The 16,501-nt window shown below is 59.3% G+C and carries 18 protein-coding genes; 7 read left to right on the top strand and 11 right to left on the bottom strand.

Features of this window, described 5'->3' with window-relative positions; translation table 11 throughout:
* Window positions 1–31: 31 nt before the first annotated feature.
* The 4 genes from yecR to KI231_RS17480 form a co-directional block, all read right to left on the bottom strand.
* Complete coding sequence (gene yecR, locus KI231_RS17495) at window positions 32–340, bottom strand: YecR family lipoprotein (protein WP_212809242.1); 309 nt, start codon at window positions 338–340, stop codon at window positions 32–34.
* Between the two features lie 33 nt (window positions 341–373).
* The gene (locus tag KI231_RS17490) at window positions 374–688 is read right to left on the bottom strand and encodes a hypothetical protein (RefSeq protein ID WP_103305738.1); all 315 of its coding nucleotides are present in this window, start codon (window positions 686–688) and stop codon (window positions 374–376) included.
* A gap of 825 nt (window positions 689–1,513) precedes the next feature.
* Entirely contained in the window at window positions 1,514–2,686 is a 1,173-nt protein-coding gene (locus KI231_RS17485; RefSeq protein ID WP_103305739.1) for a cystathionine gamma-synthase, read from the bottom strand.
* Window positions 2,683–4,059 (bottom strand): pyridoxal-phosphate dependent enzyme, encoded by a 1,377-nt coding sequence (locus KI231_RS17480; protein WP_103305740.1) that lies wholly within the window; start codon window positions 4,057–4,059, stop codon window positions 2,683–2,685. The genes KI231_RS17485 and KI231_RS17480 overlap by 4 nt, the downstream gene beginning before the upstream one ends.
* Window positions 4,060–4,293: 234 nt before the next feature.
* Between KI231_RS17480 and KI231_RS17475 the strand changes: the two genes are divergently transcribed.
* The 4 genes from KI231_RS17475 to KI231_RS17460 are packed head-to-tail and all read left to right on the top strand — an operon-like array spanning window position 4,294 to window position 7,467.
* Window positions 4,294–4,491, top strand: coding sequence for a hypothetical protein (locus KI231_RS17475; RefSeq protein WP_212809241.1), 198 nt, complete (start codon window positions 4,294–4,296; stop codon window positions 4,489–4,491).
* Between the two features lie 48 nt (window positions 4,492–4,539).
* A complete protein-coding gene (locus KI231_RS17470) occupies window positions 4,540–5,766 on the top strand; it encodes a YcaO-like family protein (protein ID WP_212809240.1) in 1,227 nt (408 codons plus the stop codon).
* A complete protein-coding gene (locus KI231_RS17465; protein WP_212809239.1) occupies window positions 5,759–7,204 on the top strand; it encodes an ABC transporter transmembrane domain-containing protein in 1,446 nt (481 codons plus the stop codon). Before KI231_RS17470 ends, KI231_RS17465 begins: the two co-directional genes overlap by 8 nt.
* A complete protein-coding gene (locus tag KI231_RS17460; protein ID WP_212809238.1) occupies window positions 7,201–7,467 on the top strand; it encodes a hypothetical protein in 267 nt (88 codons plus the stop codon). The genes KI231_RS17465 and KI231_RS17460 overlap by 4 nt, the downstream gene beginning before the upstream one ends.
* A gap of 123 nt (window positions 7,468–7,590) precedes the next feature.
* Here KI231_RS17460 and KI231_RS17455 read toward each other — a convergent pair whose 3' ends face one another.
* The gene (locus KI231_RS17455) at window positions 7,591–8,526 is read right to left on the bottom strand and encodes a Ppx/GppA family phosphatase (RefSeq protein WP_212809237.1); all 936 of its coding nucleotides are present in this window, start codon (window positions 8,524–8,526) and stop codon (window positions 7,591–7,593) included.
* Window positions 8,527–8,834: 308 nt separating this feature from the next.
* Here KI231_RS17455 and KI231_RS17450 point away from each other — a divergent pair, with 308 nt between their 5' ends.
* On the top strand, window positions 8,835–9,062 hold the full coding sequence (locus tag KI231_RS17450; RefSeq protein WP_007918027.1) for a ParD-like family protein: 228 nt from the start codon (window positions 8,835–8,837) through the stop codon (window positions 9,060–9,062).
* Window positions 9,059–9,850 carry a type I methionyl aminopeptidase gene (gene map, locus KI231_RS17445; protein ID WP_212809236.1) on the top strand — a complete coding sequence of 264 codons (792 nt, stop codon included), beginning with the start codon at window positions 9,059–9,061 and terminating at the stop codon, window positions 9,848–9,850. Before KI231_RS17450 ends, map begins: the two co-directional genes overlap by 4 nt.
* 172 nt (window positions 9,851–10,022) lie before the next feature.
* Here map and KI231_RS17440 read toward each other — a convergent pair whose 3' ends face one another.
* The 5 genes from KI231_RS17440 to ribBA form a co-directional block, all read right to left on the bottom strand.
* Window positions 10,023–11,177 carry an ABC transporter ATP-binding protein gene (locus KI231_RS17440; protein ID WP_212809235.1) on the bottom strand — a complete coding sequence of 385 codons (1,155 nt, stop codon included), beginning with the start codon at window positions 11,175–11,177 and terminating at the stop codon, window positions 10,023–10,025.
* 17 nt (window positions 11,178–11,194) lie between these two features.
* Window positions 11,195–12,004: an ABC transporter permease gene (locus KI231_RS17435; protein ID WP_007918021.1), complete on the bottom strand. Its 810-nt coding sequence runs from the start codon at window positions 12,002–12,004 to the stop codon at window positions 11,195–11,197.
* Between the two features lie 6 nt (window positions 12,005–12,010).
* Window positions 12,011–12,958 (bottom strand): ABC transporter permease, encoded by a 948-nt coding sequence (locus tag KI231_RS17430; protein WP_194934423.1) that lies wholly within the window; start codon window positions 12,956–12,958, stop codon window positions 12,011–12,013.
* Window positions 12,955–13,980: an ABC transporter substrate-binding protein gene (locus tag KI231_RS17425; RefSeq protein WP_212809234.1), complete on the bottom strand. Its 1,026-nt coding sequence runs from the start codon at window positions 13,978–13,980 to the stop codon at window positions 12,955–12,957. The genes KI231_RS17430 and KI231_RS17425 overlap by 4 nt, the downstream gene beginning before the upstream one ends.
* A gap of 319 nt (window positions 13,981–14,299) precedes the next feature.
* Complete coding sequence (ribBA, locus tag KI231_RS17420) at window positions 14,300–15,409, bottom strand: bifunctional 3,4-dihydroxy-2-butanone-4-phosphate synthase/GTP cyclohydrolase II (RefSeq protein ID WP_212809233.1); 1,110 nt, start codon at window positions 15,407–15,409, stop codon at window positions 14,300–14,302.
* A gap of 68 nt (window positions 15,410–15,477) precedes the next feature.
* Here ribBA and KI231_RS17415 point away from each other — a divergent pair, with 68 nt between their 5' ends.
* Window positions 15,478–15,774, top strand: coding sequence for a DUF1330 domain-containing protein (locus tag KI231_RS17415; RefSeq protein ID WP_103305747.1), 297 nt, complete (start codon window positions 15,478–15,480; stop codon window positions 15,772–15,774).
* 162 nt (window positions 15,775–15,936) lie between these two features.
* Here KI231_RS17415 and KI231_RS17410 read toward each other — a convergent pair whose 3' ends face one another.
* Window positions 15,937–16,500, bottom strand: coding sequence for an NUDIX hydrolase (locus KI231_RS17410; protein WP_212809232.1), 564 nt, complete (start codon window positions 16,498–16,500; stop codon window positions 15,937–15,939).
* Window position 16,501 lies beyond the last annotated feature (1 nt).

Genomic DNA, 16,501 nt, shown 5'->3' with positions numbered 1-16,501 from the left:
TGCGGCACGCTGCGCCTACATGGGCCAAGTATCAGCGTTTGCAGAGATAGTCCTGAGTGATGGTAGTTTGCAGGCAGTTGTACTGGCCCATGGTGCGGCAGATGTTTTTCTCCGAGCCGGTGACCTCGGCGTTTTTGTAGCCCCAGGTCTTGCAGCGTTGTGCGGCGACGGTCAGGCCTTGTTCGGCGCTGGTCTGGCCGCTTTCGAATTGACCCAGTTCATAGGAGATCTGGACGACGCCATCGTTTTTGCTGCCGCCGGTGGCTTCCCATTGTTTCGGGGTGGCGCAGCCGGTGAGGAACAGGGTGGCGAGGGTGAGTGTTGCGATCAGGGTTTTCATGATGGAACGCAGTCCTTTACCGAGGAAGTGGGATTATTGGAATGGAATCGGCGAGGCGCCTTTGGGCAGGCATGACAGCGGCGGCGTCATGATGCCCATGCTCGCGACCGCGATGATGGCGCCGCTTGGTAATTCGCAGTTGTACTCACCGGCCGGGGTGTAGGCGGTGTAGTAGGTGAGGGTGCTGTCGCTGCGGACGTTGTCGATTTTCGACACTGGTTTGCCGATGACGGTCTGCGCGCGCTCTTTCATGCTGGCTTCGCTGGGCTTGACGGTCTGGCAACCGCCGACGCCGATCAGGAGGGCGCCGACAACGGCGACTTTGCAGAGCTGGGTATGCAGTTTCATGGTGTTTCTTCCTTGGTGTTGTTCTGATTTCCAGGCACAACGATCCCGCACGCTGCGCAAGGGCAACGTTGGGGAACATCGAGGGTTGCAGGGGAATATAGCGTCGGGTTGCTCAGCGGTCGATTAGCACAAATGTGCTACTGCGGCGCCGAACAGACGGCAAGTCGAAGCCGTCCGTTGGGCCGAAAAAGGTATTACAGAGTGCTGTTGAACTGGTCGGAATAACTGCCGGTCATCAATGCCGAGGCGACTCGATCAGAGCCGACGCCTACGCGGGAGTAAGCGAGGCGGTTGGCCTTAATCCGATCAGCACCGTCCGCTGCGACGGCGCCTGCGATCAAGCTGTTTGGCAATTGGCACGGGTGCACCCTTCAGTGCACGGGTGTCGACGATTTTGATGACACTGGGAAACGCGACTGAAGCAGTATGGATCGGCATCGACTGCCCATCCTGCCGGGGACGAGGGGACAATCAGCGATTAGTCGTTTCACTTCCTTGCAGGCAGGGGCAAGAAGGAAATCGGTCTAAAAACGCCAGCCCGGACTTCCGGCCTTTTGCTAGGCTGAAGAATGTAGGCGAAGACGCAGACTGATGCGCAAACGGATAGCAAGGGGACGTGGGGCGCGTTCCGAAGGGTACACGGTTAGAAAGATCTCCGCGCTGAGATCCAGCCCTTACGCCGTGTGAAGCAGCCGAGGCACTACTTTTTCAATTTCGCCCGGTACTGTGAGAAGCCTGATAAACCTTGTAAGCCAGAGACCAGCACTGGCCGCCTGCTCAAACAACCAAAGCCCGCATCGTGCGGGCTTTGTCGTTCTTGCCTGATCAGATTTTTGTCAGCGCGTGCGCCAGATCGGCGCGCAGGTCTTCGACGTCTTCGACGCCCACCGACAGCCGCACCAAACCATCGCCGATACCCAGTATGGCGCGGGTTTCAGGTGGAATGGTCGCGTGCGTCATGATCGCCGGATGCTCGATCAGACTCTCGACACCGCCGAGGCTTTCAGCCAGAGCGAAGATCTTCACGTTCTCCAGGAAACGCCGTGCGCCGGCCAGATCAGTGTTCAGATCCACCGAAATCATCCCGCCGAAACCGCGCATCTGCCGCTTGGCCAATTCATGCTGCGGATGCGACGCGAGGCCCGGGTAGTAGACGCGGTTGACCTGCGGCTGCTGCTCCAGCCACTGCGCCAGATCCAGTGCGTTGCTGCAATGCCGCTCCATGCGCAGCGCCAGGGTTTTCACCCCGCGCAAGGTCAGAAATGCATCGAACGGCCCGGAAATAGCGCCGACCGCGTTCTGCAAAAAGCCCAGGCGTTCGGCCAGTTCGGCGTTCTGCCCGACCACGGCAATACCGCCAATGACGTCGGAGTGACCGTTGAGGTATTTGGTGGTCGAGTGCAGCACGATGTCGAAACCCAGCTCCAGCGGGCGCTGGATGTACGGGCTGGCAAACGTGTTGTCGGCCACGCTGATGATCCCGCGTGCGCGGCAGATCCGCGCGATGGCCGCCAGATCCGACAGGCTCAGCAGCGGATTGGTCGGCGACTCGACGATGACCAGGCGCGTGTCGTCCTGCAGCGCCGCTTCGAACGCCGACAGGTCAGTCAGGTCGACGTAGCTGAAACGATGCCCGGCGCTGCGTTGGCGCACCTTGTCGAACAGGCGGAAGGTGCCGCCGTACAGGTCGTTGCCGGAGATGATGTGCGAACCGGCATCGATCAGTTCGAGGACGGTGGAAATCGTCGCCAGCCCGGAAGCGAAAGCAAACGCCTGGGTGCCACCTTCCAGATCCGCCACGCAACGCTCAAGGGCAAAACGCGTCGGGTTGTGCGAGCGGCCGTAGTCGAACCCTTTGTGCACACCGGGGCTGTCTTGCAGGTAAGTCGAGTTGGCATAGATCGGCGGCATCAGCGCGCCGGTGGTCGGGTCAGGCTCTTGCCCGGCGTGGATCACCCGGGTCGCGAAGCCTTGGGAATTCTTGTCGTGCTGACTCATGCGAGGGATCTCCGTAATTGGTTGAGCATGTCGGTGCGGGTGATCAGGCCATGGAAGCCCGACGCGTCGGCGACGATGGCCACGAGGCCACGGCTGAGCACCGATTCCAGTTCCGCAAGGGTAGCGCCTGGTGCCAGCGTTTGCAGTTTATCGGTCATCACGCTGGAAACTGATTGGCTGAAGCGTGCAGCGTCTTCGTGAACGGCCAGCAGGATGTCGGATTCATCGATAACGCCAACCAGCTCCTTGCCTTCAACCAGCACCGGCAGTTGCGAAACGTCTGCCAGACGCATGCGCTGGAACGCGGTCAACAAGGTGTCGTCGGGGCCGACGCTGATCACCCGGCCATCCTCGAAGCGACGGGCAATCAGGTCGCGCAAGTCGCCATAACCCTTGCGTTGCAACAGGCCCTGATCGGTCATCCACTGGTCGTTGTAGACCTTCGACAAATAGCGAGTGCCGGTGTCGCAGACAAAACTGACGACGCGTTTCGGCTCGGTCTGTTCGCGGCAATAACGCAGCGCAGCGGCGAGCAAAGTGCCGGTCGACGAGCCGCCGAGAATACCTTCGGCCTTGAGCAGTTGGCGGGCGTGATCGAAGCTTTCTTCATCGCTGATCGAATAGGCGTGACGCACACTGGAGAGATCGGTGATCGACGGAATGAAGTCTTCGCCGATGCCTTCGACCGCCCACGAACCAGGCGTCAGCATCGAGCCGTCACGGCTGTATTGCGCCATGACCGAGCCGACCGGGTCGGCCAGGACCATTTCCAGATCCGGTTGCACGCGCTTGAAGAAACGGGTCAGCCCGGTCAGGGTCCCGGCCGAACCGACGCCGACGACGATGGCGTCCAGGTCATGCTCGGTCTGCGCCCAGATCTCCGGTGCGGTACTGCATTCATGGGCCAGCGGGTTGGCCGGGTTGTTGAACTGGTCAGCGAAAAATGCGCCGGGAATGTCTTTCGCCAAACGTGCGGCGACGTCCTGGTAATACTCGGGATGGCCCTTGCCGACATCGGAGCGGGTGATATGCACCTCGGCGCCCATGGCTTTCAAGTGCAGGACTTTTTCCGTGGACATCTTGTCCGGCACCACCAGCACCACGCGGTAGCCTTTGGCGCGCCCGACCAGTGCCAGACCCAGGCCGGTATTGCCGGCAGTGGCCTCGACGATGGTGCCGCCGGGTTTGAGGCGACCATCACGTTCAGCCGCATCGATCATTGCCAGACCGATACGATCCTTGATTGAACCTCCGGGGTTTTGCGATTCGAGTTTGAGAAACAGTGTGCACAGGCCGGTATCGAAGCGGGTCACTTGTACCAGCGGCGTATTGCCGATCAGCCCAAGTACGGCAGGGCGTGAATCCTTTGACATTTCTTCACCTTTTTTTGTGGTGTTGATCGCGTTCCATTCGCGGGGAATAAGCTCGCGTGCAACATAGGCTCAGACATCATCTGTCGCAACCTTTTGTCGCTCGGAATTACTGCCATTTCGATCTAACTATAGAACTAAAAAATCCTATAAAAACCGATCTCTAATCGCACAACGAGAAGAGCGCGGGACATCCGCGCTTAAACCCGAAACTCATTGATTAGAGGAAGTACAACGATGGGAAGCAAACGTACAGAAATTACCTGCGAAGGATCGGCGGCTGGAATCTCCGCACGAATCTGCCTGGAAATCGAAGCCTCGTTCTTTACGCCTCTGGCAGAAAATGACGAAGCGTTGCCACGCCTCGCAGACAGGGAGGCGCTCGATCCGGAACAACAGTTTGATCGGCGTACGGTAACCCGGCCTTCTCTCTAAACAGGCGATGGCCGGATGAAGTGCATCCGGCCATTCGGGGGTATGTCCATGTTCAGCGAGCGCGAATCTGCGGGTGAAGAGCGGGTGGCAACGTTTTTGCGGGTGATTAGCGAGGAAGCCGGATTGTCCGTCAATTACTACGAATCCGGTGCCAATGTTGCCGCCGTGGAGTTGAAAGACGAACGAGGAAGAGTGGCCGCTGCCGGTGCCGGGAAAGGCCGCGCGCGAACGGTCGGCGCCTTGGCCGAGGCTCTGGAACATTACAGCTTTGCCCACAAGGTCGAACCTTTGCGCCGTGTGCCGGTCAGGCAACTGCTGGCACAGGAGGCGACGCGCAACGATGGCTATCTGCAGAGTCTTGGCGATAGCAGCCACCAGGACGATTCGGTTCAATGCCTGCGTTTTTATCGTATCAATCAGCGTAACCATTGCATCCTGGTACCGGCATCGCTGGTGTCGCTGGCGTACCTGGGGCAAGAGGGCGCCGGCGGCGAACAACGCAACGCCGGTCCCGATGCGCATTTACTCAAATATTTCACCAATTCGGGCGTAGCCACGGGTTACGGCTGGCGCGAATCCGTCCTCCACGGGCTCAATGAAGTGATTGAGCGCGACGGGTTGTCCTCGATCTACGAGCAACTGGTCGCTGGTCGCCGACCGGATCTGGCCGAGGTCCATCCACACTGGCTGGCGGCGCACTTTCAGGACAATGCGGAGCTGCTCGGCTTCGTCAGCAGTGCGCGGGTTTTTTTTGGCGAACACAAAGGCATGCCGTTCGCGATGGCACTGAGCAAGGCAAACCATGAGGGCAGACTGGCATTGATCGGTTCCGGCTGCTCGATATCGCCGACCCAGGCAGTTTATCGGGCGGTGACCGAGTTGTTGCAGGTGTCGAAGCTTCAGGACGATGTCACGCGGCGCGAGGACGAACGCGTCAAGGCGCATCTGCTAAGCGGGCGTGGCTTGCATCGTTTGATTGAGTTGGCGGACTGGCTGGCTGGCCCGTTTCCACTGCTCGATTCGTTGCATGCGTCGGGGGGCTTGAGTGTTGCCCAACAGTTGGCCTGGGTCGTGCGCCGACTGCGTGAACATGGACTCGCGGCATACTTTCGCCCGATCAAAGTGTTCTCCGATCGAGTGGTGGTTACTCAGGTTTACGTCCCGGGGCTGGAACGGTTCAATCTGGTGCGCAGCGGTCTTCGCGTCGTCCCTCAGCGTATCTTGTTCGCCGCCGCGCAGTGCCGTGGCGCAAAGGAAGAAGCCAACCATGTTTAAGGAAATGAAACAGGCGGTGGTGACGCATCGTTCAGCGTTTGCCCTGGTTTTGTTGATTGTGGTGCTGTCGAAAATCGCGGGTGTCATGCCCACGTTGATTCTCGGTCGGGTGGTCGACAGTTTTTCCAGTGCTGCTCAGGGCGTCGGTGCCAGTGGTTACCTGCTGGGTTTTGTCTTGCTGGGGCTGTTGAACGTGCTGTTACTGCCCGTTCAGGGGTTGCTGCTGACGCGCTTCATCCAACAGGCGCTCTATGACGCCTCCATGCACTGGATGGGCATGCTGATGAAAAAAGACTTCGGCCTCTATTCCTCGGTCAACGTGGGGAAAATGCTCAAGTCGGTAGAACGCGGCATCCTGGCCAATGAAAAGATGCTGGGTTACGCCCTTGGAACCGTATTACCGTTGGTGGTCGAGTTTGTGGCGATAGCGGTCTGGCTGGTTTATATCGCCAACGTGCTGTTCCTGGCGGTGGTTATTGCACTGTCAGTGGCCTATCTGTTGGTGACACATCGGCTGATCCGCTGGCGACGCAAGCACATTGATGAAGTCAACGATGCCGAAGACGAGCAGGGCGGCGTTTTTGCCAATACGATTCAGGCGACCAAGCAGATTCGCCTGGAAGTGGCGCAGCACGCTGCACTGCAGCCATTGGCCGCAACCTTTCGGCGCTACGCCGATGCTGCAACCCGGGTGGGGTTTTCCGGGGCCATACTCAACGCCTCCAGAACCTTTTTCCTGACGGCGACCACCGGCCTGGTGATTCTCTACGGGATGACCGATCAGGCAGCATTGACACCCAATCTCTCGGTCGGTGAGTTCGTGGCGTTGTTCTCGTTGTCCGGGATGTTTTTCAACGGCGTGTTCAATGTCGGTGAAACCTATCGCTTCGCCGATCAGTTCGCCGCGGATCAGGCGCGGCTCAAAGAGCTGCTGTTGTTGCCGGACTTCAAGCAAACCGATCATCCCGAGGTAGTCGGGTTCGCTCCCCAGACACTGGTTTTTCCTGGCATACAGTGGGAAAGCAATGGCAAGCGGGTGTTGCACATCCAGCAGCCACTGACGTTTTTCGCCCATCAGCGGGTGGCCCTGATCGGGGCCAGCGGTTCGGGAAAAACCACTTTTCTCGAAGTGTTGAGTGGAATCAGAAAAGTGCCCGGTGGCGTTGTTCGACTGGACAGCACGCCGCTGGACAACCTGCCGGAAAGCACACATTTCAACGTTTTGCGCTATTGCCCCCAGTTGCCACGGTTTCTGGCTGGCTCGCTGGAAGATGCGGTGTTTTTCTACACGCCCAGACATGCACGCTTTCGCCAGGAAGCCACAGCGCTGGGCCTGGAGAACCTGTTCCTCGGGGATAAGGAAAAAGTGGTGAATGAAGACGCCAGCAGCTTGTCCGGGGGGAGGCGAAAAAGCTCTCGCTGCTGCGATTATTGTTGAAACCTGGAACCTTCAACCTGTTCGACGAGCCCACCGCCTCTGTGGATGCAAAAGGTGCCTCACTCATCTGGAATGCACTGTTTGAAAGACTCGCATCGCGCGCATTGATTTGTGTCACCCACGATCTGCAAGGGCTGTCGCGCTTTGATCGGGTGCTGGTGTTCGAATGTGGAGAGGTGATTGCCGATGGCCCGTGGCAGCGCATCGCAATGACGGAACGGGTTCAGGACGTTATCAGCCGAATCAGGACCGAAGTGCTTTGAAGGCAGTGCAACGGGGAGTAACAGCACAAATCCAGTGTGGGAGGGGGCTTGCTCCCGAAGGCGGAGTGTCAGGCAGCCTCGATGTTGAATGTGCCGGCCCTTTCGGCAGATGTTCTGCAATTGTCAGTGATTGCTCATCAGCCCATGCAGCACGCCCAGCCTCAATCCCGACTCGGAGGGCACCATCTGCGAGATGCCAAACACCTTGAATGCCGCCAGCATCAACACCAGTCCGCCGGGCAGGATGCTCTGGCGATGAGGTTGCAGACCGGCGAGCTTCAACTGTTGGACGTTGCTGACCTTCAGCAACAGCAAGGAAAGACGCAACAGGCCAGCGTAGGTAATACCGTCCTGAGCGAAATCGTTAAGTCGATTGGCCTTGAGCACTTTGGCGAGCATGCGCGCAGTGCCCGAAGAGCCAATGGTCTGCTGCCAACCCTGAGCGCGATAGCGGCGGGCGACTTTTTCAAATTGCAGGATGGCCACGCGTTCGGCTTCTTGCAGCGCACCGGGGCTAATGGCGCCACCGCGAAAGAATCGCGTACTTAACGTGCCGCTGCCGATGGCGATGCTTTCGGTCAGCAGCGGTTGCGAGCCCTGGCCGAGAATCAGTTCGGTGGAACCGCCGCCGATGTCGACCACCAGGCGCATATCTTCGACGCCCGGTAACGTGTGCGCCACGCCGGCGTAGACCAGACGAGCCTCTTCATGGCCGGAAATGACGTCGATGCGAAAACCCAGATGCCGCTCGGCACTGGCCAGAAACAGCGGCGCGTTATCGGCCTCGCGCACTGCGCTGGTCGCCACTGCCCGCACTCGACCCGGGTCGAACCCGCGCAGTTTCTTGCCGAATCGCGCCAACGCCTGCCAGCCTCGATCCAGCGCCATCGTATCCAGTGCGCCACCGTCAAAGCCCTCGGACAAACGCACCGGCTCGCGCAAGGTTTTGACTTCCTGAATCATCAGGCCTTTGCGACTGCGTACCGACTGGCCGATCATCATGCGAAATGCATTTGAGCCCAGGTCGATGGCGGCGAACAGCGAGGCGTCTTCTTTCATGGGAGTCCTTGCAAAGCATCCGTCGAAGGCTCAAGACGGTTTGCGAGGATTCTGCCGTCGGCTTGATTACATCCTGATGACGACACAGGGGCGATTGAATGAATTTGCCGCTGTCATGACACTGTCATTTTCCGGCGCCTACACTTTGCTCAATACATCGCGTGTTCTTAAAGTTTTTGCTGCCATTTCCGGCAGCTTTTTTTTGCCTGAAATTCGTCACCCCATTACCCGCCACAGGTGTTGGTTTGCAATTCCTCATAGAGCTTGGCTAATATACGATCCATATACACATCGTATTGGATTCATATATGGGCATCGTAAAGATTTCAGAGGACATGCACGAAAATCTGCGCATCTCCAGTAACGCCCTCAGCCGCTCGATCAACGCGCAGGCTGAGCACTGGATGCGCATCGGCATGCTCGCCGAGCTGCACCCCAACCTCGACCACAGCGCCATTTGCCGCTTGCTGATCCGCGCCGAACAGAACGGTGGGCTGGATCTGCAACAACTGACTCAGGAAGCCGTCAGCGCATGAGAAACCAGATCAAGATCAACACCCCGGCCGATATCGCCCAATCGCGTGCCGCTGGCAAACTCGCTGCAGAAGTACTGGCAATGCTGGTGCCGCACGTCAAGGCTGGCGTCACCACCGATGAGCTGGATCGGCTGTGCAACGACTACATCGTTAACGTGCAGAAAGCCGTGCCGGCCAACGTCGGTTATCACGGCTTTCCGAAAACGGTTTGTGCGTCGGTCAACGATGTGGTCTGTCATGGCATCCCTTCGGGCACGCCGTTGAAGGATGGTGACATCGTCAACCTCGACATCGCGGTGATCAAGGACGGCTGGTTCGGCGACACCAGTCGCATGTACGTGGTCGGCGAGGCAACGCCTGAGGCGCAGCATCTGATCAAGACCACTTACGAGGCGATGTGTGCGGGTATTCGCGTGGTCAAGCCGGGTGCGACTTTGGGCGATATCGGCCACGCGATCCAGACGCTGGCGGAGAAGGAGGGCTTTAGCGTGGTGCGCGAGTATTGCGGGCATGGGATCGGCAAGGTGTATCACGACGAGCCGCAGATCCTGCATTACGGTTTTCCCAATCAGGGTATGAAGCTCAAGGCCGGGATGATTTTTACCGTTGAGCCGATGCTCAACGCGGGCAAACGTCATGTGAAGAACATGCCGGACGGCTGGACGGTGCTGACCAAGGATGGCTCGTTGTCGGCGCAGTGGGAGCATATGGTCGCGGTGACTGAGACCGGGTTTGAAATTCTTACGGCGTGGCCGGATGAGATTGAAGGGTTTGCGCCCATCGTCTGAAAAAAAGGGCCACCGCAGCCCGACGCTGTGATGACCCGAGGGGTACACGCAGTTCAACTGTAGGAGTGAGCCTGCTCGCGATAGCGGTTTATCAGTCAACATCGTTGTCGTCTGACACGCCGTCATCGCGAGCAGGCTCACTCCTACAGGAGTTGTGTGTTGCCAGTAAAGCTCAGTGAGAACCGGCAGCCTTGTTGAGATCGCTTTCGGTCCATTCGGTGTAGACGCACGCATCGGCAGTGGCCCAGCGTACTTGCACCGGATCGCCGGCCTTGAGCGGCATGCCGGCCGCGGACAATGCCTTGACCGTCATCGAGGTGCCGCCCGAAGTCACCACGCTGCAAGTCTGGCTTTCTCCGAGAAACAACACTTCTACCACCTTCGCTGACACCTCGTTCCAGCCCGACGGCAGCGGTTCGCTGATCGCCTGCGGCACGCTCAAGGCCAAGGCTTTTTCCGGCCGCACCATCAGCAATACATCCTGATCCGTGTGCAAGCCCGCCGTCAGCCGAATCGACAACGACTGCCCTTCAAAACTCGCCGCTGCATTGCCCTGGGCCTTGAGTTTGAGGAAGTTCGAGTTGCCGAGGAACGAGGCGACAAAGGCATTCGGCGGATTCTGATAAAGGTCATATCCGCTGCCCAGACCGACAATCTTGCCGTGACTGAAAATTGCAATGCGTTGCGACAAGCGCATGGCTTCTTCCTGGTCGTGGGTCACATAAACAATGGTGATGCCCAGACGACGATGCAGTTGGCGCAATTCGTCCTGCAAGTCTTCACGCAGCTTTTTATCCAGCGCACCGAGCGGTTCGTCCATCAGCAGAATGCGCGGTTCGTAAACCAGCGCCCGGGCGATGGCGACACGCTGTTGCTGGCCGCCAGACAATTGCGAAGGGCGGCGATGGGCGAACTGCTCAAGTTGCACCAGTTTCAACATCGCGTCGACACGCTTGTCACGTTCGGCTGCGGCAAGTTTGCGAATCGCCAAGGGAAACGCGATGTTGTCGCGCACCGACAGATGCGGGAACAGCGAGTAGCGCTGGAACACCATGCCGATGTCACGCTTGTGCGGCGGCACGTTGACCAGCGACTGACCGTTGACGAGGATCTCGCCACTGCTCGGCGTTTCGAACCCGGCAAGCATCGACAGCGTGGTGCTTTTGCCCGAGCCGCTGGAGCCAAGGAAGGTCAGGAACTCGCCGTCCCTGATGTCCAGCGAGATGTTGTCGACGGCGGCAAAGTCGCCGTAATGCTTGTTCAGGTTGCGCAGGCTGACCAGGGGTTTGTCGTTCTGCTGGGATGCGTCTTTGATCACGGCACTCATGTCGTACTCCTGGGCGCTCAGGCGCTGATTTCGTTGCGCCGGCGCAGTGCGGCGGCGATCACCATGACCAACACTGACAAGCCGATCAGCAGCGTCGAAGCGACGGCGATCACTGGCGTCAGGTCCTGGCGCAGGGTGGTCCACATTTTCACGGGAAGGGTTTGCAGGGTCGGGCTGGCCATCATCACACTGAGCACCACTTCGTCCCACGAAACCAGAAAGGCGAAGAGGGCGCCGGCGACCATGCCCGGACGAATCGCCGGGAAAGTCACCTTGAACACTGCTTGCAGACGCGAGGCTCCGCAGATCACTGCCGCGTCTTCAATCGACTGATCGAACAGCTTCAGCGAGTTGATGATCGAGATGATGGTGAATGGCAGCGCAACAATCACATGGCTGACCACGAAGGCGAACATCGTCCCGGTGTAACCGAGTTTGAGGAACAGCGCGTACACCGCCACGGCGATGATCACCAGTGGCACGATCATCGGCAGGGTGAACAGGCCGTAGAGCATTTCCCTTCCGGGAAAACGCCCGCGAACCAAGGCAAAAGCGGTCGGCAAACCGAGGGCCACGGCGCAGATTGTGGTCAGCACGGCGACCTTGAGGCTGGCCGCTGCGGCGTTCATCCAGTCCGGGTTGGAGAAGAACTGGCCGTACCATTTCAGCGTCCAGCCCGGCGGTGGAAACACCAGCCACTGCGACGAGCCGAACGACAGCAGGACGATGAAGACGATCGGCAACAGCAGGAACAGACCGATCAGCCCGGTGGTGGCGTAGAGGCCGAAACGCATGCGCCGGCTCATGGCATTGGGAGTCAGGAGCATGTCGGCTTACCTCGCATTACTGGCGCCAACCGGGGATTCCGGCTGAAGCTTCAGGTAGAAGTAGAACAGCACCAAAGTGATCGCGATCAGCAACGCAGCGCCGGCACTGGCCAGGCCCCAGTTGAGGAACGATTGCACCTGCTGAATGATGAACTCCGGCAGCATCATGTTCTGCGCGCCGCCGAGCAGTGCCGGGGTGACGTAGTAACCGAGCGACATCACGAACACCATCAAGCCGCCGGAGGCCAGACCCGGCCGGCACAGCGGCAGGAACACCCGGAAGAAGTTGGTCCACGGACTGGCGCCACAGATCGAACCAGCCTGCAGAATCATCGGGTCGATGGCCTGCATGGTCGCCTGCAGCGGCAGCACGATGAACGGGATCATGATGTAGCTCATGCCGATCACCACACCGGTGAGGTTATGCACCATTTCCAGCGGCTGATCGATGATGCCCAGCGCCATCAGAGCCTTGTTGATCACGCCCGAAGCTTGCAGCAACACCAGCCATGAATAGGTGCGGGCGAGCAGGCTGGTCCACATCGACAGCAGAACGATGTTGAGAATCCAGCGACCCCAGCCGCGCGGCACCAGAGTGATCGCCCAGGCCAGCGGAAAGCCCAGCAGCAGGCTGAACAGCGTCACCAGCCCGGCCACCGAAAAGGTGTTGAGCAGCACCCGTGCATACGCCGAGTTGGCGAACAGTTGTTCGTAGTTGCCAAGGCCCGGGGTCGGTTCGAGCACGCCGCGCAACAGCAGGCCAATCAACGGCGCGAGAAAGAACAGGCCGATGAACAGCAGCGCCGGTGCGAGGTTGCCGGCGCCGCGCCAGCGTTGTCTGAGGGACGGGGCTTGCTGCATCGCAACCGCCTGTGTTCCGTGGGCCGAGCCGGCAGCGCTCGCGGCGCTCCCGGTGGCAGTGGAGGGACGGGACGCGGTGGCCGCCATTTTCATTTGACCAGCCATTCGTTCCACCGTGTCGCGATGGCCTGGCCGTTTTTGGCCCAGTACGCGAAATCAAGAGTGATCTGATCCTTAGCGTAGGCAGTCGGCAGGTTGGGGGCCAGCGTCGAATCCAGACGCTCCACACTGTCGAGGTTGACCGGGGCGTAGGCGGTCAGGTTGGAGAAGTCGGCCTGGCCTTTGGCGCTGCTGGCATTGGCCAGAAACTTCATCGCCGCGTCCTTGTTTTTCGAGCCTTTTGGAATCACCAGAATGTCGGCCATGACCAGGTTCTGTTTCCAGCTCACGCCAACCGGCGCGCCGTCTTCTTGCAGGGCGTGAATGCGGCCGTTCCAGAACTGACCCATGCTCGCTTCGCCAGAGGCCAGCAGTTGCTGCGACTGCGCGCCGCCGCCCCACCAGACGATGTCTTTCTTGATGGTGTCGAGTTTCTTGAAGGCGCGATCCAGATCCAGCGGGTAGAGCTTGTCGGCCGCGACGCCGTCGGCCAGCAGCGCCAGTTCGAGCACGCCGGGGCTTGGCCATTTGTACAGGGCGCGTTTGCCGGGGTAGGTCTTGGTGTCGAACAGTGCCGTCCAGTCTTGCGGCTTGGCAGCGCCGAGTTTGCCCTCGTTGTAGCCGAGGACGAAGGAGAAGAAGAACGAGCCGACGCCGTAATCGCTGACGAAACGCGGGTCGATCTTGTCGCGCTGAATCACTTTGAAATCGAGGGGTTCGAGCAGGCCTTCAGCGGCGGCGCGCAGGGCGAAATCGGCTTCGACATCGACCACGTCCCACTGCACGTTGCCGCTCTCGACCATGGCTTTGAGTTTGCCGTAGTCGGTCGGCCCGTCCTGCACCACGGTGATGCCGCTGGCTTTGCTGAACGGATCGGCCCAGGCCTGTTTCTGCGCATCCTGGGTGCTTCCACCCCAGCTGACAAAATTCACGCTTTCGGCAGCCATTGCAGCCTGGCCGGTGACGCTGAGCAGTCCCGCAAAAAAGATCGCGGTTGCAGCTTTGTTCAACACCATTTTTACGCCCTCATTGTTGTGTTTTTGAGCGGGCTTGCGTTGTTGCCCGCCTATCGGGAGCAGTAGATGGACGTTCGTTGGAGTGTCCGGTCTATGGAATATCATATTATGGTATTCCAAACTTTGTGCAAGCACTTTGCCTTACCGGTTATCTGGCGAATCTGTTTTTTGGAAGCTCAGAGGAATCAGTTTGAAATGCAAAACCCTGTAGGAGTGAGCCTGCTCGCGATAGCGGTGTATCAGTCAACATCATTGCTGAATGTCACACCGCTATCGCGAGCAGGCTCACTCCTACATTTGGATTTGTGCTCGACGTGAGTTACTCGGTGAACGGAATACTCTCGACCACTTCCAGGTCATACCCGGTCAGGCCAGCGTATTTCAGAGGAGGGCCCAAGTGACGCAACTTACCCACCCCAAGATTCTGCAAAATCTGCGCCCCAGTCCCCACCTCGGAATAAATCCGCGATTGCGAGCGGCTGAACTGTCGCGGCGGCTGGGTCAGTTGCGGCACGCGCTCAAGCAACGCCTGCGACGACTCATGATTGGCCAATACCACCACAACCCCATGCCCTTCAGCGGCAACCCGTTGCAGCGCCGCCCACAGTGTCCAGTTGCTCGGCCCGCTGTACTCGGCACCGACCAGATCACGCAGCGGATCAATCACATGCACGCGCACCAGCGTCGGCTCTTCGCGGCGCAGATCGCCCATGACCATGGCCATGTGCACGCCGCCCTCGATGCGATCCTCAAAGGTGATCAAGCGGAACGTGCCGTGCACCGTCGGCAGCTCACGTTCGCCAATCCGTTCGATGGTGTGTTCGGTGCTGAGTCGATAGTGGATCAGGTCGGCGATGGTGCCGATCTTGATCCCGTGCTTGCGTGCAAACACTTCCAGATCCGGGCGACGGGCCATGGTGCCGTCGTCGTTCATCACCTCAACGATGACCGAGGCCGGTGTGAAACCGGCGAGACGCGCTAAATCGCAACCCGCTTCGGTATGACCGGCGCGGGTCAGCACGCCACCTTCCTTGGCACGCAACGGAAAGATATGGCCCGGCTGTACCAGGTCTTCGGCGCGAGCGTCTTTGGCTACGGCGGCGGCAACCGTGCAGGCGCGGTCGGCGGCGGATATGCCGGTGGTGACGCCAACCGCCGCTTCAATCGACACCGTGAAGGCTGTGCTGAACACGCTGCCATTGGCCGGCACCATTTGCTCAAGGCCCAAACGCTGACAATGTTCGTCAGTCAGCGTCAGGCAGATCAGCCCCCGCGCTTCACGCGCCATGAAGCTGATCGCCTCGGGCGTGCAGCAGTCGGCGGCCAGCAGCAGGTCGCCCTCGTTTTCGCGATCTTCGTCATCGACCAGCAGGACCATTTTGCCGAGACGATAATCTTCGATGATTTCTTCGATGCTGTTGAAGGCCATGCTGGACTCTCAGGGTTCGTTGGAAATATATTGGTATACCATAATACAAAATCAACAAAGAGGTCACTATGAAGGCGTACTGGATTGCTCATGTGGATATCGCCGATGCCGATCACTACAGCCAATACACCCAGCGCGCGCCGGCGGCCTTCGCCGAGTTCGGCGCGAAGTTTCTCGCGAGAGGCGGGCGCAGCGAGGCGATGGAAGGGCGCAGGACGCCGCAACGCAGTGTGGTGATCGAGTTTGAAAGCTACGAAAAAGCCGTGGCGTGCTACCAATCGGCGGCGTACCAGGAGGCGAAAAGTTACCGCGAGGAATGGGCGAAGGCGGAAATCATCATCGTCGAAGGCATCGCCCCACTCTGAACCCAGCGGAAGGGATTGTTCCCACGCAATGATCGTTCCCACGCTCCGCGTGGGAATGCCTCTTCGGACGCTCCGCGTTCGGCTTTTGAAGGGACGCGGAGCGTCCCGGGCTGCATTCCCACGCGGAGCGTGGGAACGATCAGGCAGGGGGGAATGCGGTCTTCAGCGGATAAAGTGGATCTTGCCGCTATCGTCATTGCCGATGTAGATCCCGTAAACCCCAGCCTGGCGCTCCTCGATATAGCGCTCGAGAATCTGCCGGATCGCCGGGTAATAGATCTGCTCCCACGGGATGTCTTCAGGCGCAAAGAACTTGTAGTCCAGCGTTTCCGGCCCGTACTGCCCGGTGATCTCCAGCGCAATGGCGCGGAAGATGATGTACACCTCGCTGATCTTCGGCACGCTGAAAATCGAATAGGGCGAGAGAATCTCCGCACGCACGCCGCTTTCTTCCCAGACTTCACGCAGCGCCGCCTGCTCGGTGGTCTCGCCGCTTTCCATGAAGCCGGCCGGCAGCGTCCAGGTGCCCGGGCGCGGGGGAATCGCCCGTTGGCACAAGAGGTATTTGCCGTCCTGCTCGATGATGCAGCCGGCAATGATCTTCGGATTGACGTAGTGGATGTAGCCGCAGCCGCGGCACATCAGGCGCTCGTGCGTATCGCCCGGCGGCACCTGCTGACCGAGGTCAGGGCCACCGCATTTCGGGCAATAGCTCGGGCTGGACATA

Origin of the sequence: Pseudomonas sp. Seg1 (assembly GCF_018326005.1) — a bacterium.
Lineage (GTDB): Bacteria > Pseudomonadota > Gammaproteobacteria > Pseudomonadales > Pseudomonadaceae > Aquipseudomonas.
Note: the sequence above shows the minus strand (reverse complement) of the source record. Positions and strands in the feature narration are given on the sequence as shown.